At 61.0% G+C, this 20,764-nt stretch carries 19 protein-coding genes; 2 read left to right on the top strand and 17 right to left on the bottom strand.

From position 1 onward, the window contains the following. The first annotated feature begins 18 nt into the window (after positions 1 to 18). The gene (locus tag LO787_RS06545) at positions 19 to 1,113 is read left to right on the top strand and encodes a hypothetical protein (RefSeq protein ID WP_232495045.1); all 1,095 of its coding nucleotides are present in this window, start codon (positions 19 to 21) and stop codon (positions 1,111 to 1,113) included. A 26-nt stretch (positions 1,114 to 1,139) separates the two neighbouring features. Here the strand turns inward: LO787_RS06545 and LO787_RS06540 are convergent, their stop codons facing one another. The 5 genes from LO787_RS06540 to LO787_RS06520 all read right to left on the bottom strand — a co-directional run bounded on the left by LO787_RS06540 (position 1,140) and on the right by LO787_RS06520 (position 6,786). Then, positions 1,140 to 1,724 carry a DapH/DapD/GlmU-related protein gene (locus LO787_RS06540; protein WP_232495044.1) on the bottom strand — a complete coding sequence of 195 codons (585 nt, stop codon included), beginning with the start codon at positions 1,722 to 1,724 and terminating at the stop codon, positions 1,140 to 1,142. After that, positions 1,721 to 2,899 (bottom strand): glycosyltransferase, encoded by a 1,179-nt coding sequence (locus LO787_RS06535; RefSeq protein WP_232495043.1) that lies wholly within the window; start codon positions 2,897 to 2,899, stop codon positions 1,721 to 1,723. Before LO787_RS06535 ends, LO787_RS06540 begins: the two co-directional genes overlap by 4 nt. Positions 2,900 to 2,937: 38 nt before the next feature. Then, on the bottom strand, positions 2,938 to 4,365 hold the full coding sequence (locus LO787_RS06530) for an O-antigen polymerase (RefSeq protein ID WP_232495042.1): 1,428 nt from the start codon (positions 4,363 to 4,365) through the stop codon (positions 2,938 to 2,940). Positions 4,366 to 4,425: 60 nt separating this feature from the next. Beyond that, positions 4,426 to 5,544 (bottom strand): acyltransferase family protein, encoded by a 1,119-nt coding sequence (locus tag LO787_RS06525; protein WP_232495041.1) that lies wholly within the window; start codon positions 5,542 to 5,544, stop codon positions 4,426 to 4,428. Between the two features lie 69 nt (positions 5,545 to 5,613). Continuing rightward, the gene (locus LO787_RS06520) at positions 5,614 to 6,786 is read right to left on the bottom strand and encodes a glycosyltransferase family 4 protein (RefSeq protein ID WP_232495040.1); all 1,173 of its coding nucleotides are present in this window, start codon (positions 6,784 to 6,786) and stop codon (positions 5,614 to 5,616) included. Positions 6,787 to 6,910: 124 nt separating this feature from the next. On the opposite strand from LO787_RS06520, the gene LO787_RS06515 reads away from it, so the two are divergent. After that, positions 6,911 to 8,155 (top strand): glycosyltransferase family 4 protein, encoded by a 1,245-nt coding sequence (locus LO787_RS06515; RefSeq protein ID WP_232495039.1) that lies wholly within the window; start codon positions 6,911 to 6,913, stop codon positions 8,153 to 8,155. Between the two features lie 10 nt (positions 8,156 to 8,165). Here LO787_RS06515 and LO787_RS06510 read toward each other — a convergent pair whose 3' ends face one another. The 12 genes from LO787_RS06510 to LO787_RS06455 form a co-directional block, all read right to left on the bottom strand. Further along, complete coding sequence (locus LO787_RS06510) at positions 8,166 to 10,334, bottom strand: hypothetical protein (protein ID WP_232495038.1); 2,169 nt, start codon at positions 10,332 to 10,334, stop codon at positions 8,166 to 8,168. Beyond that, a complete protein-coding gene (locus LO787_RS06505; RefSeq protein ID WP_232495037.1) occupies positions 10,331 to 10,762 on the bottom strand; it encodes a hypothetical protein in 432 nt (143 codons plus the stop codon). The genes LO787_RS06510 and LO787_RS06505 overlap by 4 nt, the downstream gene beginning before the upstream one ends. 120 nt (positions 10,763 to 10,882) lie before the next feature. After that, complete coding sequence (locus tag LO787_RS06500; protein WP_232495036.1) at positions 10,883 to 11,626, bottom strand: 3-deoxy-manno-octulosonate cytidylyltransferase; 744 nt, start codon at positions 11,624 to 11,626, stop codon at positions 10,883 to 10,885. A gap of 32 nt (positions 11,627 to 11,658) precedes the next feature. Continuing rightward, positions 11,659 to 13,173 carry an N-acetylneuraminate synthase family protein gene (locus LO787_RS06495; RefSeq protein WP_232495035.1) on the bottom strand — a complete coding sequence of 505 codons (1,515 nt, stop codon included), beginning with the start codon at positions 13,171 to 13,173 and terminating at the stop codon, positions 11,659 to 11,661. Beyond that, positions 13,100 to 13,804, bottom strand: coding sequence for an inositol monophosphatase family protein (locus tag LO787_RS06490; protein WP_232495034.1), 705 nt, complete (start codon positions 13,802 to 13,804; stop codon positions 13,100 to 13,102). Before LO787_RS06490 ends, LO787_RS06495 begins: the two co-directional genes overlap by 74 nt. A 106-nt stretch (positions 13,805 to 13,910) precedes the next feature. Further along, positions 13,911 to 14,078: a hypothetical protein gene (locus LO787_RS06485; protein WP_232495033.1), complete on the bottom strand. Its 168-nt coding sequence runs from the start codon at positions 14,076 to 14,078 to the stop codon at positions 13,911 to 13,913. 75 nt (positions 14,079 to 14,153) lie between these two features. Beyond that, positions 14,154 to 15,524 (bottom strand): lipopolysaccharide biosynthesis protein, encoded by a 1,371-nt coding sequence (locus LO787_RS06480; RefSeq protein WP_232495032.1) that lies wholly within the window; start codon positions 15,522 to 15,524, stop codon positions 14,154 to 14,156. Then, positions 15,521 to 16,753 (bottom strand): WcaI family glycosyltransferase, encoded by a 1,233-nt coding sequence (locus tag LO787_RS06475; RefSeq protein WP_232495031.1) that lies wholly within the window; start codon positions 16,751 to 16,753, stop codon positions 15,521 to 15,523. Before LO787_RS06475 ends, LO787_RS06480 begins: the two co-directional genes overlap by 4 nt. Positions 16,754 to 16,787: 34 nt before the next feature. Further along, positions 16,788 to 17,762: a GDP-L-fucose synthase gene (fcl, locus tag LO787_RS06470; protein ID WP_232495030.1), complete on the bottom strand. Its 975-nt coding sequence runs from the start codon at positions 17,760 to 17,762 to the stop codon at positions 16,788 to 16,790. Between the two features lie 102 nt (positions 17,763 to 17,864). Then, positions 17,865 to 19,091 carry a sialidase family protein gene (locus LO787_RS06465; RefSeq protein WP_232495029.1) on the bottom strand — a complete coding sequence of 409 codons (1,227 nt, stop codon included), beginning with the start codon at positions 19,089 to 19,091 and terminating at the stop codon, positions 17,865 to 17,867. 234 nt (positions 19,092 to 19,325) lie between these two features. Then, on the bottom strand, positions 19,326 to 20,210 hold the full coding sequence (locus tag LO787_RS06460; RefSeq protein ID WP_232495028.1) for a hypothetical protein: 885 nt from the start codon (positions 20,208 to 20,210) through the stop codon (positions 19,326 to 19,328). A 231-nt stretch (positions 20,211 to 20,441) separates the two neighbouring features. Beyond that, entirely contained in the window at positions 20,442 to 20,693 is a 252-nt protein-coding gene (locus LO787_RS06455; protein WP_232495027.1) for a hypothetical protein, read from the bottom strand. Positions 20,694 to 20,764: the final 71 nt, after the last annotated feature.

Below are 20,764 nucleotides of genomic sequence, written 5' to 3'. Positions count from 1 at the left end.
CTGGCGGGGCTGGGCGCGATGGCCATCGCGACGGTGGGGTATGCGCTCGACCGTCAGGCCCGTCGCGAGCCGGACCTCGCGAAGCTTGTGCCGGCTCCGTTCCGTAATTTTGCCGAGGAAGCGCTGGTTCGACGTGCGGTCGATTCCGGCGACACGGTCGGGACGCTGGCAGCAGCCAAGCTACTGGTGAGCCGTCAGCCTATGCCCGGCGATAATCTTGAAATGCTTGGTCTGGCAGCTTTGAACGATCGCAAGGATGCGCTGGCTCGACAAGCGATAGCTTTGGCGGCTGCGAGGGGGTGGCGAAGTCCTGTGCCGCAACTGGTTGTCGCAGCATCGGCTTTCGATATCCGTTCCTGGGATGTGGCGGGAGATCGTCTGGCAGCACTGTGGAAGACACTTAGCCTTGACGAACGAACATTCACCCTGACGCAGGGTATGTTGGCGGAGCCGAGCGTCAGGGCTCGCTTCGCGTATCGCGTTGCGGGTTATCAGCCAGCGGTACAGCAATTTGTTGAATGGGCCGGGACCGGCCTCCTGCCCGACGTTCTCGCGGACATGATGACCCGCTTGTCGAAGCAGGGCGCGCAGTTCGATTGCAATGATCTCGGGCGGCAGGCGGGTAACCTGGCGACGGCCGGAAAGGCGCAGGCCGCGCAGGCGTTGTGGGACGGTGTCTGCGGTCAAGGTATGGCGGGCGCCCCCGCATCGCTGGCGTTCACGGCGGCCCGGGATGCTGCAATGGGACCCTTCGACTGGCGCTATCCGGAAGAGCCGGGGATCGAAGCGGATGTCTCCCGCGAGGGCAAAGGCGTCTATCGGCTGACTTATACTAATTCCGATCCGCTCATGAAGCCTTTGGCCACCAAGGTGAGCCGCCTTGGGCCGGGCGCGCATGAAGTCATATGGACCACATTCGATGGTGCAGCCTCGGGACCGCTATATCTGCGCGTGCAATGCGTGGATACAAATGGGCAGGGCGGATACACGGTCAACGGAGCCCTGCGCAATCCTGTGCGCTTCGATCTGCCGGCGAAGGGATGCCCGGTCCAGCGTGTGACGCTGCAGGCTGGACAGGGAACCGGCGGTCCAGGAGCTTTGATGGTGAAGTGAACTGAAAGACTTTGGCGGCCTTCCAATCAAGCTTGGGCGCCGGGTGAATAACCGCGCAGTTGGCGTTGACGGATGAGCGTTGCGGGGTTGCCCCGATAGATGCCGTCCGCCTCGGCGTCAGTAAATAATGCTGCACGAGCTGCCAGCACCGCGCGGTCATTGACCGTCACCCCCGGTCCGACAAAAGCATCTGCGGCAATCCAGCACCTGCTGCCAATCCTGACTGGACGCAGCAAAAGCTGGAAGGCCGGATCGCGGACATCGTGGGAGCTGGCGCAGATGTAGGCGCCTTGGGAAACGACCGTATAATCTCCGATCTCGATATGCCCCTGGTTGTAGATCTTTGCACCAGGCCCGATCAGGCAGTGGGCGCCCAGGCGTAAGTTTGCCGGAAGCCAGATCGATACGCTCGCATGGACTCGAGAGGTAGGATGGATCTCGGCGCCGAATGCGCGGAGGATCAGACGCCGCCACGCATGAAAGGGCGGCGGTGTCCAGCGTGCCAGCAGGAACCATGAGAAGCCCCACACAACCCGGGCCAGCCGGTTTGTGAGCGAGAAGCTAGGACCACCCTGGAGGGGGGAGGTTTTATCGGCTTCCAGCAGGCTCATGCAGCTTTCATTCCCGCTCGATTGCGATCGACCATGCCACGATAGGCCTGTGCCCAGCGTTCAGCGACGACCGTATCGGAGAATTGCCCTCCGGCGAGGTCAAGTGCGGCATTCGCCATGGCGAGCCAGCGGTCGTGCGGCAGGGAGAGCGCGGCATCGAGCGTTGCTCCTATGCTGTCGGCATCGAAGCCGCAATCGAGTGCTGCACCGGCGGAGAAGCCTTCCGGCAGATTGCATTCGGTCGTCATGAGCACAGGCGTACCCGCGGCCCAGGCTTCCAGAACAACCATTGGAAGGCCCTCACTGTGAGACGGGAGCGCAAAGAAACTCGCTTCGGCATAGGCGCGCTGTTTCGCTTCGCCATAAAGGGGGCCGACGAATTCGATCGTGCCCGGGGCCGCATCGAGGCGGGTCCGCAATTGGGCTACATGAGCATCCTCGCCCCAGCCGGCGATCGTCAGACGCGCGCCTTTCGCCGCCATGGCATCCGCTCTTGCGCTCCAGGCGTCGATCAGTGCGTCGATGTTCTTCTTCGGATGGATGCGGCCGAGATAGAGAAAGCTGCCGTCACGCGGCGCCGTCGGCAAGGGCGATGGGGCAGGGCCGGCATTCGGGATGACCAGACTGTCCGTTCTTGCAGTCTCGCGGTGGATGTCATCGGCTTCGCGGGGGGTCAGCGCATGCAGTGCAGTTGCCGCACGCCAGCTTGCCTGTTCGTAGCCGATGCGGGCCAGCGCCTTCTTGGTTCGCCCGCGCGCGGTGATCCACGGATCCAGCATGCCGTGCGGGCTGATGAGGTAGGGCTTTCCCGTCCGACGTGCCCATAAGGCACCGGCGCGCGAAGGGTACATCCATATCCCGTGCAGGTGGAGAATATCCAGATGCGCCTTCTCCAGCGCCTCCACCATACCTGGGGCGAAGCCGATCTGGCGGGGCCCCGCTATGCGTGAAAGATGCACGGCGCTGGGAGAGAACCGGGCAGCGTCCTCAATTGCGTGCGCATCGTCGAGGGCGAAGATGACGGGCTCGCCGCCAAGCCTTCGGATCATGTCAGCCTGCTTCAGGACTGCCTCCGAAACGCCTCCCCCCAAACGGGACGCCGATGCCGTGAGTTGGCCGATCTTCAATCCGGCCAATGGCAGGGCGCCGTTCATATCCCCGTCGGCTTCAATCACGTCAGTCTCCGGCTTCGGCGTTCGGGAAATGAGATGCATCAGTGGGCGGACGGACGGCTCTGCACGCTCAGCCCTGAGGTGCCGTTGACCTGGCGACGGCGGCGTAGCTCAGCCATCTTATCGGCAAGATATTGCTTGTACGCCTTTGGCCCCAGCAAACCCAGCAGTCTGACGCGACGGTGAGCTTTCTTACTCGCGAGATAGACCAGCGTAAGGGGCATGAGGTTGAACAACTGGGATCGGAAAAGCGTCAGCAGCGAGCCGTCTCGAATATACAGGATCGTTCCCGCGAGGAAGCCGAAGTAGCCGATTACGATGAGCGGCGCATAGCGATAGCGCAGGAACAGATTGTAAATTTTGGCCAGCGAGAATCCGATGAAGAGTGAGTACAGAACGACCCCAAGCCAACCGAGCTGAGCCCAGCCGGTGCCCCCGACCGAGATGGAGATTCCAATCGGGCGGCCGTAATTCCACAGATCCCACATCTTGACCGGTGGTCCGACCGGTTTTCCAGACCAGAGAGCGCGGGGGATTGGCTCGGTCAGGATTTGCAGGTTGTCGAGAAAATAGCCGTAGGTGTGCGTGAGCCTTGGCACGGTCCGCACGATGAACTCGGTATATTCCAGATTGGCGTAATCCATGCCGTCCAGAAGCGGGCGCTTTTCCGCCACGCCGTACCGGGCCATCTCCACCTGATCTGTTATAAAGTACCCGCGGATCGAGCGACCACGGTCCTGCCCGACTATCGCGAAAAGTACCAGAATGACGGCAAAGAGCGTCATAATCTTGGGGGTCGGCCACTTCCGACGGTTTTCGTAAAGGTAGAGCAGACCGATAGCTGCCGTTCCGATAACGAACGTGCCTCGTCCACCCGTGCCGGCTTTGAGCAGCACGAAAGCGAAAAATGGCAGCAGCGAGGGCAAACGAAACCGGAATACCCACGCGAGCAACAGAGACAGCGGAATGAGCATGTTCGGTGCCTCGGAGAGATACCCGACACCGCTGGTATTGATGCGATAGCCGCCTGCGGTGGTGACCATCGTATCGGTATCGTAGGCTCTGTCGCCCCAGGACTTCAGCATTGCATAAAGTGCGATCGGCGACAGCAGCGTGAAGATGGCAAGCACAGGGAAGCGCAGTCGCTGCCTGATATCGGACGGAATTTCGATGTTGGCAGCGGGCTTGGGTGCCCAATACATCAGACAGGCCATCACGATGCAATATGCCAGTCCGGCCACACTGATGGTCGTGATCTTCACCTCTAGCGTGGGAACGAACCTGTAGACCTGATAGACCTTGTTGTAGTTACCCTGCCACGCAAGAATAGGGCGCACGACAAATACGAAGCCATGGACGGCAGCATAGAATGTTGCCGGATGGAACGCGCTGGCGCATGGCGACCGCAAGTAATATGCCAGAACCGCCAGATAGACCAGCAGGTTGGCGAATAGCACCCACTCATACATGATGCGGTCTCCCGCAACGCCGCTGGCGAAAACGGGAAGCTGAAGTGAACGGCAATCTGTTCACGCAGTTGCCACGTGCTTCTGCATTTTCATTTTATCTTTCGCAAATTTCCGGATCAAATCGGTTTTGGCTTCGGTTGCCCGAGAGAAAAACCACGCCACTGCGATCGCAGCCAATGTCAGCGCTCCAGTTCCTGCTATCGATACCAGCGAAGGTTCCTGCCTGAGCCCTCCGTATAGCCACCCGACCAATGCCATCGCCAGAGGAAAATGTAGCGCGTAGAGCGAAAAGCTGCCCATGCTGCCGAAGCTTGCTATCGGTTTGAACATCGTAGGGCAGGTTGGATCGCACCTGCACAGCATAAGCAGAAAGATGCCGAAACTAAGGGCAAGAATGGGGTCAAGCCATTCGGACTGCACAATCCGGGCGATTACGAGCAACGCCAGGAGCGCTATGGAAGCGACTGCGAGGCCCGCCGCCTCCATTTTCATGCGTGGTACCTTCTGCAGGCGTACGATGGCGAAATGTAGGGCGGATCCAACCAGCCAACTCAGGAAGCCGTATGCAAGGGGTGGAGAAATGAACCCCAGAACGACGAAAGCCAACGCTGGCGTGATGCGCTTGCGCAGCACGAGCATCGCAGCCGCCGGAAACCAGATATAGTACCAGAACTCATAGGAAAGGCTCCAGAGAGGGCCGTTGGAGCCAAGGGCCGGGACCAGGATGGCGGCGGCGAAAAAGGGTGCTGCAATGAGTTCGCGCCAGCCCAGCGTTTCCGCTATCGGCCCTGGGATGCTGTGTGCCCCGGTGTCTCCCATATAGTTTGGTAAATGCCACACGTTGACGCCCAGCCAGTCCAGCGTTCCCCCGATCACAATTACCGGGAGCAGGACTATCCACAGGCGGGATAGTCTGTCGATTAGATATGACTGCCAGAAATTTTGATTGTCGATCTTGTTCATAACGGATCGTGTTATCCAGTACCCGCTAAGAACAAAAAATACGACAACGCCGATGTGTCCAAATCCTGTAAAAAAATAGAATGCTTTGGTAATTAATTTATCAGATGGGTCTGCGTCTCTAAGGACAATGTCCCTGATGTGGCTGATCGCAACTAGAGACGCTGCCAGTGCCCGGAAGACATCCATCCATAGATAAGCGTTGCGGGGGTTATTCATTCGCTCTATCATTTGAATAATCTCCCCGGCAGGCCTTGGGCGAATGCCCGCAGGTCTGCGCTGTAAGGTCTATGCGCGAGCCGCCAACGCGACACTTTGCGCCAGATTGTCGGCAATTGTTTCCAGCGAAAAGCGCTCGGCATAGATGCGGGCGGAAGCCTGGCGCATAGCCAATACGAGATTCCGATCTTCCACGAGCCGACGGATGTGGTCGGCCAGGCTCACAGTTTCGGTCGGATCGATGGCGAAGCCGTTCACCCCATCCTCAACGGTTTCCTCGGTGGCTCCATCGTGGATCGAGGACAGCAGCGCAAGCCCATAGCCCAGCCCCTCGAAACCGGCGAGCGATCGGTAATCCGCCAGCGAGGGACTCGCGAGCACGTCGGCTTCGGCATAGAACGCGCCAAGGTCCGCGTAAGTGCGCTTGCCGACGAACCGTAGACGCTCTCCCAGACCGAGGGTCGATGCGGCGAACGCCTCCAGTTCGGCGCGCTCGGGCCCATCGCCGACCACCGTCAGGGCAAGATCGGCGCGAATGGACGGATCGAGCAATTGGATCGCCTCAAGGAGTTGCCTGAGGCCTTTGCGCGGATTGATGCTGTTGGCGTACAAAATGCGCAGCGGGCCGGAATGCGCTTCGATCGACCCCGATGCGCCCGGAGGGCGTGATGTAAGGTAGGGCGCTACACGGACGCGTTCGGGAGGGGCGCCCAGATCCTCGACCAGATAGCGCTGCCCATGCACGTTGTTTGTCTGGATGACGTGCGCGCGCCGAACGGCCCACTGCTTGATGCTGCGCACAATTTTGTTGCGGCTGCCGCCACGGCGGGAAGGGTCCGATTCCACCAGCAGGACCAGCTTGCGGCGCATGACAGCGGTCATCGCTGTGGCAATGAGTGCGGCAGGCGTGAATTCGATAGCTATCACGACATCCGCCTTCTCCCCGGCAAGCCGGGCCGCGAACCGTGGACTGGGGAATGCGATCTCAGTCTCGTAAATCTGGCCATCGGGTGCGGTGCGCTTGATGGCCTTGCGCCACACATGCAGTATCGGTTTCAGCGCGATTTCGTATGCGTTTTTGAATGACGTTCGGTCATCGACCACCACGGAGGTATGCGGCACCATATTCCGGAAGCTCCGGAATATTTCGCCGAAATACATGAGATCGCCGCCATAGCCGAACCCATGGGACACCCACAGTACCCGCAACTGCGAAAGTGCCGGGTGTGCTGCATGTGTCATCGGCAATATCGAGCGGAGCAGCGGGCGGTTTCCATGGAGAAACACCTACCCGATTGACATTCTGCGTTGCAACGCAAAAAAGGCGCTCATCTTTTGAGCGTGCCGTTATGCAAAGGATTCCAGCTTGAAAATTGCTGTTTTTCATCCGGGTACGCAGCATAGTTGGCAAACTGCCACCGCAGTGCAGCAATTGGGCTTGCTGGAATTCTACGCGACCAGCATCTTTTACAAACCTGACGAGTGGCCGTATCGGATCGAGCGTTATCTTCCGACGAAGTTGCGAGGCAAGCTCCGTAGCGAGTTCCGGCGTTTCGAACATCCCGCATTGGACCCCGCTCTCGTCAAGACCATCGGCATGTACGAATGGATCGAAAGGATTGCCGCCCGTGCAGGTTTTCAGGAGCTTTCGGTCAAACTGGACCTGATGGGCAACAAGCGCTTCTCGCAGTTTCTCGAACGCGAGATAAGGTCCGAACGGCCTTTTGCTCTTTGGGGGTATAATTCCAGCTCTCTCGAAAGTTTCGCGCTTGCAGCGGAGCATGGACGAACGCGCATCCTGGACCGGACAAACGGCGACTTTCGAGTATATAACCGCATGATGGCCGAGATCATGGACCGTTATGGTGCATATTTTCCCGTTGGTCGTGAGCGCATTGCCGATTGGGTAATCGAGCGCGACGACGAAGAGTATGCCCAATCCGACGTCATTGTGGTGGGAAGTGAATTCGCGCGCCAGACCCTGATCGATGGAACCCGCGATACGGCAGTGGCGGAGCGTACCCGTGTCCTGGAATACTGCTTCGACGAGAACCTGTTTCGCGGCATCCCGAAGCCTGCTCCGGTCGATCGCAACCGCCCCGTACGCTTTCTGTTTCTCGGCCAGCTCATACCTCGCAAGGGAATCCAGCATGCTCTGGAAGCGATTTCGCGGATCCCGGCGTCCCAGGCGACGCTGACGCTAGTCGGAATGATGGGCATACCGCGCGAGGCATTCGCGCCTTTTGCCGACCGCGTGGAGTTCATACCTACGGTTGCGCGAGCGGACGTGCCTGCCATCATGGCCAGCCACGATGTATTTCTGCTGCCCACCTATTTCGAAGGCGCCGGCATCGTCCTGTACGAGGCGCTTGCGGCGGGTCTCGCGTTGATTCAGTCGCGTAATGCTGCGCTTGCCGCGACGCCCGATACAGGGATAGTCCTCGACGCCATCGATACCGACCATCTCCATGCGGCAATGGTCGAGCTCGTCGAGAATCGCGACAAGCTCGACCATTTTCGCGCACATGCTCAGGCGGAAGCGCAGAACTACACGTTCACACGCTATCGCGACAATATAGCCAGCCTGATAACGGAGATCGGCGTCAACTGAAGCGCCGGCGTCAAAGGGAATCGATCCACCATCGTCCCGTAAAGACCGTCGCAGCGGGATCCAGGACGCCTGCCCCGTCAATGTTGCGCACCCAGAAACGGATGGCGTCAGCTTCCGCGCGTACAGCGCTGATCACGAAACCGGACATGCCGGTCGAGGGGACTGTCACCGCGACGCGGTGGTGCGGTCGGCATCCGCTGGCCGCGATGGTGTAGGGACCGCTTTCCGCGCCCGCGGCGGTCGATGAGACGTCTATGCTCGCGGTGGCGTTTCGCGGGCGCGTGACGTTGATCAGTTCCCAAGACGCCTTGGCTCGGTTGTGGCGGAAGCGGGCGGTATCCTTGAGGCCGACAAGGCACCGCGCTACGCCGTTTTCGCGTACTTCGATCAGGTTCGAGGGCTTCGTCGCGTCCCTGTGTTCCACGACGATCTCCGCGTTGGCGGGATACATTGCGGTCGCAGGCAGATTGACGGTGTAGTTCGTGGCGCCGCCGGAAAAGGTGGTGGCACGTACCCATCCGCATCCCATGTCTGGCGATGCGGTGCTGCTGGGATCGAATGCAGTGCCGAACCCGCCATTGAATGACTGGATACCCTCATCCACGATGGCCACGTAATTATCGGTCACGCTGGTCGTGGTGCCCATATTCGCCGCGTGGCCACGAACGTAGAGATAGTTGCTCTTGCCGATCGAGTTCGACTGGTTGACTATTGCGGTGCACCAGTAGCCCGCAGCCTCGGCCTCCTTGGTACGCATGACGTTCAGGCGGATGTTGTTGTTGCTGATCTTCTGCGCTGCTCCGGGATAGCCGGCGAAGCGTATCGCCTGCGACAGGTTGCCGCCGTGAACCATGAGGGTCACATCGACGTTTATGCCCTTGATTTCCATTGTTGCGGTGTGAGGGACTACGGCAATCGAACTGTCGATCAGGCGCAGATGGCCCTGCACGTAGGAGCCGAGATAGATATCACCGCAGTCCTCGAATGTAGCATCGACGATGCACGATGGCTGTGAGCCGTCGCTGCGCAACGGGCCATCGTAGATGTAGCTGCCGGAAAAGCCGCCGGCATTGCATTTGCGGAAGTAGGCATTGACGACCTTGCCGAGTTCGATCCCGGTCCAGCCTTCGAAGGCGAAGCTGCAGTTTTCTGCATAGAAGCCATCCACCTCGAAAACCGAGGGGCCGTTCGGGTTGAGCGCCTGGCCGTTGCTATCCTTGACCACGCAGTTTCGAACCGAGACCTTGCTTGCCTTGAGTCCGGGCGTACCCCAAACGCCGGCGGTGTAGATCGCCTCCCCGAGAAACCCCAGAATCTCGACGTTTTCGATGTACACATTGCCGACATGGACGTTCTGCTGAAAGTAGAGTGCCTTGTTCGAGATGTCCCAAGCGTTTTCACGCAGGCCTGTGGGATCCCGCGAAAGTGGGTATGCGGGCCAGGCCGTATTCCGCACGCCCTTGGCGTCGGATTGGAATACGAGATCGCGGATCGTGACATGTGTCAACGTCTGCTCGTCAGGCCGTACCAGTCCGCTGGACACGGTGCCTGTCAGCATGACTGCCGCACCGCGCCATATGACGTCGCCACCGTAAGTCGGGACGTTCACAACCTGATAGTCGGTCGCCAGGCTCCCCCCGTTCGGTCCTTTGCAATGAAGCCGGGTCCGGTTGCCGTGCCGGCCGACAAGCGAGATCGCGGCGCCATCGATCACCAGGAAATTGCCCGAGCGATCAGTGCTGGCATATCCGCTCGCCGGATTGCGAGGCGGGCTCCACAATTCGTAGACGGGCTGGGGAAAGTAGACGCCGCGGAGGCCTGCGGCTTTGGCGTAGTCGATCGCGGCCTGGATATAAGGCTGCTGGTTGACGCCGGGCGTATAAGCAGGGCATCCGAGCATTTCTGGTGTTACGAAACCGTCGGGTGTTCCGAGCAGACGGAAATAGCGATTGGCGGCAGCGGGGAAGACCGCTGCGGGGTGTGCGGTCATGAGTGCCGCATCGGCCTTTGAGTCGCAGACGTAGGCGGCCGCGCCTCTGCCCCTGTCCGAATGGCCTGAACTCTCGATCCGGTCGATCTGTTCATGCAAGGCCGACTTGGCAAGGTCGGCAAACGTGCGCGGCGCAAGGGCGCCGGCTTTGAGCGCCAGCGCCCTTGCGCCGAAGTCCAACCCGCTCACTGCGACACCCGATAGGTCAGCGTACCGGAAGCGATGGTGATGGCAAGATAGAACGTCGCGGCTGCCTCGCCCTCCTGCCAGACTGCTTCGTTGGCGTTGGCGGTGAATTGCGCCCACGGTGCGCCGCCGACGGTCAGACCCTGACGAGTGACACCGCCGTCAATGGATCGTTGCAATGCGACTGACCCCGTCCATGTGCCGGAAAGCTGGAGATGGATCGGAGTGTCGGTGATCGGAGCGTAGGGGCCAGCGATGATCGAGGTGCTGCTGGACCCGGACATGGGAGCAGGGGTGGGCGCGTTACGGACAGTGGATACCGGAAGCGGCACATCCGATCCGACGATGCTCAGCGCACCCTGGCCGTCGGCAAAGCCGACAGCGACGGGAGTGACGTACTTCGATTGTGGGATGATTGGTGAATTGGCCAAGCTGTCCTCCTGTCTGTGGAGACAGTCAGATCACCTTTTTGGCACTTTGTAGGAAAATTAATGTGCGTTAACCGGGCTTGCAGCAATGAAAGGGGCGGCGCGAGACCGCCACATTCCACATCAGTCCGCAGTCAGCCCATTCTCCGCAACGATGGCGCGGATACGCTCAAGGTCTTTGGGCGTATCGACCGAAAGCCCGCTGCTGGGCTCCACGACCACCATCTTGAGCGGCACGCCGTTCTCGATGAAACGCAGTTCGTTGACGTCTTCGATCTTCTCGTTCTGCCCCTTCGGGGTGCTTGCGAAGAATTCGAGTGCCTGGCGGTTGTAGATCAGGACCCCGACGTGCTTGTGGTACTCGAAATCGAGGCTGTTCTTGGGGTACGGGATCGGTGCGCGCGACATGAACTGCGCGTGGCCGGTGCTGGAAAACACGACCTTGATGTTGGTCACGTCCATCACCTCGGACGGAGCCGTGATCCGGGTCGCCAGGTTGGCGACGTAGACGCCATCGCCCGGCAGTTCGTCAGGGATGATCTGGTCGAACAGTGCGTGGTCGATCAGGGGTTCGTCGCCATTGACGCACAGGTACAGGTCCGCATCGACTTTTCCCGCGACCTCGTTCAGCCGTTCCGTGCTGGTGCCGTGATCGGGGGAGGTCATGACGTATTCGAGGCCGTGCTCCTCGCACGCTCGCGCAATGCGCTCGTCGTCGGTCGCGACGTAGACTTGCGCGATGCGTTGCGAGCGCCTGACCCGGTGGTAGACCCAGGCGATCATCGGCGCCCCGCCGATGTCGGCAAGCGGCTTGCCCTCGAACCGGCTGGAACCGTAACGGGCGGGAATGATGGCAACGACTTTCACTGCGCTCTCCGGTAGTCGGGTGTCTGGATGTCTCAGCGGCGATACTTGTGGTGTTCGCTGGGACGCACCGACTTTTCTTCCTCACCGACGATGATCTCGGCCTCGCGGATCTTCTGGACGTAGTCCTTGAAGTCCGACTTGGTGAGGTCCAGCGCAACGGCATCGAAATGCGCCCATTCGGTATTGCCGAGCTTCACATGCTTCTCGACCATGCGGGCACCGGCGGCGACGGCGAGGGCTGAACCGAACCAGCCATGGTCGTGGCTGGAATAGCCCGGCACGATGCGCGGGTTCTCCTTCGCCAGCCGCGCGTAGTGCCGCACGACGCCGACGTTGCAGTCTTCCGCCGGGGTCGGGTAAGCCGAATTGCACTGCAGCAGGTTCAGCTCCGGGCTGTTCGCGAAGGTTTCCAGCACCCAGTTCTCGAACGCCTTGTCGGTCATGCCGGTCGACAGCACGATGGGGCGATCACAGGTCTTCGCCACGGTTTCGAGGTAGTGGGTGTGCTCCGAAATCGTCGAGGGCAGCTTGATGGCGTCGGACCCGGCTTCCAGCAGGAAGCGATAGGACGCCTCGTCCAGCGCCGAGGCGAACCACTTGATGCCCATCTGCTTGCACAGGGTATCGAGGAACGCGAAATCGTCGCGGTCCAGTTCCAGCTGGTGGCGATAGTCACGGAAGGTGGTGCCGAACGGCGACTTGTAGGGCGCCGCAAGCTGTTCGGCGGTATAGAAGCTCTCGACGTCGCGCTTCTGCACCTTCACGAAGTTGGCGCCGGCCGCCTTCGCGGCGCGCACCATGCGCTCCAATCGGCCACGGTCGCCGAAGTGGTTGGTGGTGAGTTCCGCGATCACGGCCACCGACCAGTCGCGGCCATCGCTGTGCTGGTCGGGCAGGAATTCGGTTGCCAGTTCGGCGCTGTCGAGGCGGGAGAACGGGCGCTGTCCGACGTGGACCACGTCCACCTCGGTATCCTTGAGCATGTAGAGCGCATTGAGCAGGAAATTCTCCTGCATCTCGATGCGCAGACGGCGCTGGTCGGCCGAATCCGTCTCGTAGTGACGCCCGATGGCCTGCGCGTTGCCCGCCTCGGCGCGGAAGTCGAAGCCGACCATGTACACGGTCTGGCGGCGGCCACGCTGGCGCGCGACCTTGCGGGCAACCTGCAGGGCGGTCAGGAACAGCACATCCTCGATCACCACTTCGTCCGACAGCAGGCGCTGGATCATCAGATCGCTGCTCTCCTGCGTCAGCGACGCATGAGGCGCATGCAGCACTTCGCCGCTGGTGGGCTTGAAGTCGGTCGACGTGATGTAGAGGCGCGAACGCGGACCTTCCTTGGCCAGCGCTTCCTTCACCCAGTCTGCGTAGAAGATCGAAATGTCGGCCGGATAGATGCGCTCGGCATCGTTGATGCCGATGACCAGCGAACCGGCGTAGACTTCCGAAGGTACTTCGTCCGCAGAAGGGCCCTTACCCAGGATGAAGATCGTGTCGGTGCCGTATGTCGACGCGATGTCGCTTATGCGGTTCGAGAAGCTGTCCACCGTAAATTTCTCCTTCGAGATAGACCTCGCAGCCGTTCTCCAGTGCCAGCGAAACACCGGCCTGGAGATCCCAGCAGTAGGCGCCCTTCGGATTGACGAAGCGGGCGAAGGTGCCGCGAATGACGTTGTAGGAATTGTATACCGCGCAGCCCATGATCCGGCTCTCGGGCGAGGCCGCGACGATGGCGCCGATCTCGTCGTTGTAGGACGAGGAAAGGCCGACGATACGCGAGTTGAACTTCTCCACCGGCTGGCCGGAGATGATGGCGTCGTCCATCTCGGGCAGCATCAGCGCGCTGCCCTGGTGAACGCCTTCATGCCAGATCGACAGAGCGACGCCCCACTCCTTGAGGCCCGAGCAGAAGTTCTCGGTGCCGTCGATCGGATCGAGGATGGCGATCCAGCTTGCCGACAGGTCCATCTCCGGCGTGTAGCTTTCCTCGGCTACCAGCAGCACGCCCGGAATGCGCTCACGCAGGAAAGCGCCGAGGATTTCCTCGTGATAATAGTCGGCGGAAGTGACCGGGCTGCCGTCCGGCTTCCACACGATCTCGCGGCGGAGGGACAGCGTGTGCGGCAGATTTTCACGCACGAGCGTCCATGCGTCGGCGAGGATGGTGGCAACGTCCATTAGGAACTCCGGGGCATTCGGGCGAGGATTGCGGTCGACGACCAGTTCGATGTCAGGGGCGACTGCTGCCTGACGCGAAGAACAGGGCAGTGGAAAGGCCCGGCGGTCAAGAGCCGAGCCGCTGGGCGGTCTCCGCAAACGTGGCGCCGGTCAGACGCATATCAACATGTCCGCACGAGACGACATCAAGAATACGGACTTGGCTCATGCTTTCCTCGCCATCGGTTTCATGCTGCGAACAAGTGTTCGCATCGGCGTTGCGAAAGAGACGCAATACGGAAAAGTACCTACGATGCTTCCCCCATTGCTGCAATGCAAAAAGTCCATCGTAAGATCGGCCGAAAGCATGTCAGCGGGACTGTCGGATCGAGCGCAACATTCGGAACGGCGAACGCATCTCTTCCATGCTGCTGCGCACACCTGCGCGAAATTCCGGCAGTTTAAGCCAGTGACGTGTTATGAAAACGACGACCGCAGCCAGCGTGATCATGTCCACCAGCGCGAAGGAAACGCCAGCGGCCGCTGCTCCGTACTCGCGGGCGCCGAGGTAGATCACGGCGAGTCCGACGAAGCTGATCGCAAGGTTGATGTACGAAAACGAGCGCTGCCGGTTCATCACCATGATGAGATTGGAAAGGGGATTCCAGAACATTGCCGCGAACGAGGAAATGGCCATGAACAACAGCAGGGTGTGGTCGGCAACGATTGCCCCATGAGTCCAGATACGGATGAAGGGTTGGCCGATGAGCACGAGCCCGAGCCCTGCGCTGCCTGAAAGGATCAGCGCAGGAAGGAATACCAGGCCGAAGAAGCGGCCTCCGCGGTAGATCTCGCCCTTGCCCATGGCGTTGCCGAACTCCTGCGATACCGGCAGCGAGATCATCGTCGCCATCTGCACGCCGAGGCGCGAAAGCGTCCGGACGGCAGTGAAGGCGGGTACGACCGCCGCTCCTGCAATTGCGCCAAGGATCATCACGCTGCCCTGGAGATAAGCTGCAACGCCGAAGCCCAGCGCGCTTGCTGCAAGCGCAGGCCCCCACAATTCTGCCAATTCGGCGCGGGAGGTGGCGGATACGCCCGGGCGTAGCCGGGGCACCAGCCGCCCTCCGGCGACATAGACGGCAAGCAGCGATGCCAGGCGCAGCACCAGCAGAGAGCCTGCTGCGGCTAGCGGGCCGAATCCCCAGGCGGCGATGGCCACCACGCTGAGGTTCTCGACAAGATACGATCCGGTGCCGAAGATGAGCGACTGCGAGTAAAGCATGGCCGAGCGCAGTGCGGCGGTGTTGAGGCGGAATATGATCGTGACCAGCCCATAGACGAGCAGGATCAGAATGGTGAGGCGTGACGTCGCCTCGTCAAATCCGCCGGTCGTCGGCACGGTGCCATTGGGTAGCCACCACAGGACTGCCGCAATTATCAGTGCGATCGCCGTGATTATCGCCAGCGTGGCCGCCCAAGCCGTGTGCAGGGTTCGTGTCGCAGCCTGCCAGTCGTCGCGTGCAATGGCTCCGATCATACGCGCCGCGGCGGAATTGACGATGCCGAAATCGCCGAGAACCAGGAACGTGGGAATGGTCATGACCATGGCCCAGGTGCCGTAGAGCGTAAGCCCCCAGGCATTGGCGAGCACCGGTACGGTGAGGATCTGGACCAGGGCAACCGCCAGCTTGTCGAAGGCGTAGGCACCCAGGCCCAGGCTGAGCCGGCGGCGGCTCATCCGTTGCGCCCTGTGGAAATCCATCCGGCCATGCGCCGCTCCATCGCGTCGATGATCGATTCCTGTGACCAGCGTTCCGTGGCCCGCTGGCGCGCAGCCAGGCCCAGCGTTTTGCAGCGGTCTGGATCGTCCAGAAGCGCAGCGATCGCGATCGCCATCTCCGCGGCGTCGCCGGGCGCGCTATTGACGCCGCAGCCCTCGACTTCGTCGAACAGGCCCGTACCGGGTGCCGCCGTTGCGACCACCGGTCGCCCCGATGCCAGCATGTTGGTCAGCTTGGACGGCAGGACAAGGTCTGCCGCGCCGACGATCTGAGGAAGCAGATGCACCGATGCGAGCGACAGGAAATCGGCCATGCGCGCCATCGGTTGAAGATCGTGGAACTGAATGTTTTCGAGGCCCTCGGCCAGTTCCTTCAAGCGCTCCCGATTCGGACCCTCGCCACAGATGACGAAAGTGAGATCCTTCCGGTCCTTCAGCCGATGCGCCGCCTCGATCACGATCTCCAGGCCCTGCTTGTTCGCGATGTTGCCGGAATAGAGCGCGACCTTGCGATCGCCGATACCCCATTCGCGCCGGTATTCGCTGTCGTCGGCCGATGTGAAATCGAACGCGCCGTTGCTCCAGTTGCGCAACTGGTACGTCTGCTCCGGCCTGAAGCCCTTGGCTTCGAGGCGCAGGCACATCTGCGGGCTGATCGAGGAAGCGAAATCCGCCATGCGCAGGATGCGGTCCTCCGCTGCAAGGGCAATGCGGCCAACAGTGGATTCTTCGGGGAGCAGGCCGGTGGCGAAAGCCGCCTCCACTTCGAAGTCCTGCACATGCAGCCACAAGGGTGCCTTGGCACGGCGCGCGGCCAGTGCCGCCACCGGCACGGAAAGCAGCGACGGGGCAATGGTGAACACGAGGTCCGGCCGCTCCCCGGCAGCTGCCAGCGCCGGTCCCGCAACCGATGCCGCGAAGCTCACATGGTGCGCGATACGCCGCAATCCGCTGGGCTTTACCGGGATATAGTGCGGCACCCGGGTTACCGAAACGCCTTCCTCGACCGTAGTCATGCGGCCGGGACCATGGTCGGGATAAGGCTTCCACTGCGGATAGTAGGGCTTCCCGGCAAGTACGGTGACTTCATGCCCGCGGCGCTGGAGGCCTTGTGCAAGGCCGGTCGTGTACGGTCCGATACCCACCGGTTCGGGGGCATGGTTGAGGCCGACAATAAGGATTTTCATCGCTGTTTCGCCACGTCCTGAATGCAATCGCGGCTCAGTGAGCGCCTTCCTCGATGTGGCTGGCCTTGATGTGGCCGGCGAGGAATTCGCGATAGGCGTGCGCGATTCCTTCTTCCAGCCCGATCCGCGGCATCCAGCCCAGTTCAGCGATCTTGTCGCCGCTCATGAGCTTGCGCGGAGTGCCGTCAGGCTTGGTGGTGTCCTTGGTGATGGTCCCTGCAAAGCCTACGGTCCTGCACACCAGTTCGGCCAGTTCGATGATCGGTATGTCGGTGCCCGATCCCAGGTTCACATGCTCGAAGTCGGAATAGTGCTTCAGCAGGAAGACACAGCCGTCCGCGAGGTCATCCACGTGGAGGAACTCACGGCGTGGCGTACCGGTGCCCCAGATTTCGATACTCTCGGCCCCAGCTTCCTTTGCCTCGTGCGCCTTGCGCAGCAGCGCCGGCATGACATGACTGGAATTGAGGTCGAAATTGTCGCCCGGGCCATAGAGATTCGTGGGCATGGCGCTGATGAAGTCGCAGCCATATTGACGGCGGTAGGCCTGGCACAGCTTGATCCCGGCGATCTTGGCGATCGCGTACCATTCGTTGGTGGGTTCGAGCGAACCGGTGAGCAGCGAACTCTCCACGATCGGCTGGTCGGCGAACTTCGGGTAGATGCAGGACGACCCCAGGAACAGCAGCTTCTCGGTGCCTTCATCCTTGGCCGAGTTGATGACGTTGGCCTCGATCATGAGGTTGTCGTACAGGAACTCGGCCGGGAAGGTGTCGTTGGCGAGGATGCCGCCGACCTTGGCTGCCGCGAGGACGACCACGTCAGGCTTGTTGGCTGCGAACCACGACCGCACGCTTGCCTGGTCTTTCAAATCCAGTTCGCTGCGCGACGCGGTGACGACGGTGCAGTTCTCGTTTGCGAGGCGACGGACGATAGCCGAACCGACCATGCCTCGATGACCGGCGACGAATACCTTCTTGCCTTCGAGATCAAACACCGCGCGCTCCATCAACCGTCCTTCATGCTGCAATGCAGTATTACTAGGCGCTGATTTCACACTAAGCAATTGTCCATGTATCGATCGTCATCGCAAGCAACGTGCAGGCGAACGCTATTTGGTAGCGCGGTTAATTAGCTTGATTGTCACCTTGGGCGCCCCGGCTCCATCCACGATCGAACTTTCCACGATGCGCGCCAGCCAGATTTCCTTGTAGCTGTTACGGCCGCGATCATAGGAAACCAACACGTCGCCATTTTCGGCGAAGTCGATGTCCGGATAGGAAATATTCGGCCTTCTGTCGAAGATGTAGGCGTAGGGCCACGTCTTGCCGTCGTCATCGCTGAAGGCGATGGTGAGGTCCGTGCGCCCTGCCGTAACGCTCTGATTGAATACGGAAAGGAGGCGGCCGCTGGGTGAACGTGCGATCATGTGCCGTGAAGCTACGGAAGGATAGAACGTCCATCGCGAGGGCGCGGGAAAGTTCAACGTTCCGGCGGGGGCAAGGGATTGATAAATGCCGTCATAGCTTCGCGACTGATTGAGCAGGCTGCCGTCCTTGAGTTCGACGAAGCTCATCTCGTTGTAGTCGGAATTGGGGGTCTTGGGTATGCGCGCGGCATAAGTCGCTCGGTGGTTCGCCCAATCCAGTGCGTAGATTCGCTTGCCGACGCGGTCCTTGAATCGCGCAGGATTGCCCAGCAGGTAGTCGCTGGGCAGATACCACTGGCCGCGGTACAGGAACGGGCGGTTGGCGATGCCGTCGGTCAGCCAGAATCCCGGTTCGAACGTGGGTTCAGCGGCCAGCGGATTGGGAATGATGTTCGCCCAGATGCCGAGCTGTCCATCGAACGCCATCCTGCCGCCGGACTGGAAGTAGATCACCCAGAGCTTGCCGTCGGGTGCCTGCCACAACCATGGGTCGGCCGCGCGATCGGTGTCGGGGTGAACAGGGACGAGGTAGAATTCCTTCGACCAGGTGTCACCATAATCGTCCGAATAGCTCAGGACGAGGAACGTTCCGGTCGTCTCCCACGCGGTCGGCGAGGTGTCGGCGAACCATGCGGCCCAGAGCCGCTTGCCGACGCGGGTCATGGTCGGCACACCCTGATAGGTGCGCTTGCCGTAAATCGAGGCGTCCGTGCTCTGGATCAGGGCATCGCGCACAAGACCGTCGTTTACCGGTCCGGGAGTAGGCGTAGGCGTGGGCGCAGGTGTCGCCGTAGCGGTCGGTGCTGGTGCCGGGGTAGTTGGAGCAGGCGCTGGCGAGCCTCCGTCTTCGCCACCGCAGGCGACCAGCAACAGCGGCAGTATGCCGCATGCCAAAATACGTGAACGCATGATGTCAGTGAACCCCCGTCGCACCGGTTGCCCAAGGTTTCAAACGAGTGAATCGTTTGCAACCTTCCGGTGCGATGAGGGCGCTCATACTCCAGAATTAACGATGCTTACAACGCACCTTTGCGCTTCGTCTCAGTCCAGACTTGGCACGGAAATATCTGCCATCGTTCCTGCGGAGGCCGGGCCGCACGGGTATCGTCGACGCTGCGCAGCGCCTTCAATTTGGCGCCCGGATTAGACCAGCCACGAATGATTGGTGACATCGACGCCCTGCCTCGCCAGTGACGCTGCAAGCTTGCGAAACTCAGAAGCTGCGCCGGAGAAGGTGTTGGCGGTCGGAATCTCCTGTGTCGTCGCGACCGTGGAGGCGCGACCGGCGGAAAAATCGCAGCCGATGAGCCCTATGCTGCGCGAACCCTGCATCGCAGCAAACAGCACGGCGGTCAGGGCCGAAGTGTGGTCCAGGATCGGCAGTGTGCGCCCGCCGGAAGGGAGTTCGAAGGCATCCCAATCGGGCTGGCGGGGATGATAGCGAAGCACGAGCGGCGCAGTCAGCTTCTCCAGCTTGAGACCGGCCAGCTTCATCCTCGCCAGCTTGACGGACTGTGTCCGCCAGCCTGCGTTGTCGAAACGGAGCCAGGAAAACAGTTCGCGGCCAGCGGGCTTCATCATCGAATACTGGTCGAGGTAGATCGGCGCATAGACGCAGCGATCCTTCCCGAGGCGAAGGAATGCAGTTTCCTCGTAAGCGTCGATGAACTCGCGCACGGGGCCGAGATCGGTGGTGAAGAAATACTCCGCACCGGTGCCTCGCATCCGCTTCAACGCGAAGTTGATATAGATGACCGTGTCGAAATCGTCGAAGAAGCCGGGCGCCACCTTGTCGAGGCTGGGGCCGGATCCGACGATCAGCACGCGCTTCCCGGCCAGATCCTCGGCCCACGTCGAAGGCGCGGGTTGGTTGACGTAGCGCGCGATGCGCGAGCCGCCGAACCTCGAACGAAACGGCACCGTAAGCATCCAGCGCAGGAACAGGCTCCTGCTGTGATGAGGGATGCGGACCGGGTGCATGTATTTGCGCGTGACCGCTGTGAACTCGGGTACATGCTGCTGGCTCAACGGATCCTCCACGCCGACGGGCGGCGTCTCCTCTGTCAGCCGAGGGGATCGGACGGAAGCCCGCTGCGGCCGGTCGAGACACGCGGGACGACTGCCCTTGCGTATCCGGCGGCGCTGCCCCGGCATTGTGCAACTGCGAAGACGCTTAGTAGTCCGGTCGGCGTTTGCAAGTGGAATTCATGTGCGGCCAGTCGAGATCAAAGCCGGGGCCGACTATTCGCACGCAAACTGCTAGACGTTGAAATGCTGCAGGATACGGCCGTCCAGAGGCTCCTTGAAGTATGCAGCCATGCGCCGGGCGTCCTTGCGCCTGGCTGTTGCGGGGAACGGACCGACCGCTCCGATCCAGAGCGAGAAGTCGGCATCGACCACGCCCGCCGGGATCTCTCCTTCCAGGTCGCAACCGCTGGTCGCGAGCGCGCTGATTCGCACCTGGGCGGTCGCGCGGGCGTTCACGCATTCGCCGAACAGAACTGGGCTCATGTACTTTCCCCGACTATCCCGACACGCGCTTTCGACAGGCCTTCACGCGCAACCGTTACGGTCGCGGAGAC

This window comes from Novosphingobium kaempferiae, from assembly GCF_021227995.1.
Lineage (GTDB): Bacteria > Pseudomonadota > Alphaproteobacteria > Sphingomonadales > Sphingomonadaceae > Novosphingobium > Novosphingobium kaempferiae.
Note: the sequence above shows the minus strand (reverse complement) of the source record. Positions and strands in the feature narration are given on the sequence as shown.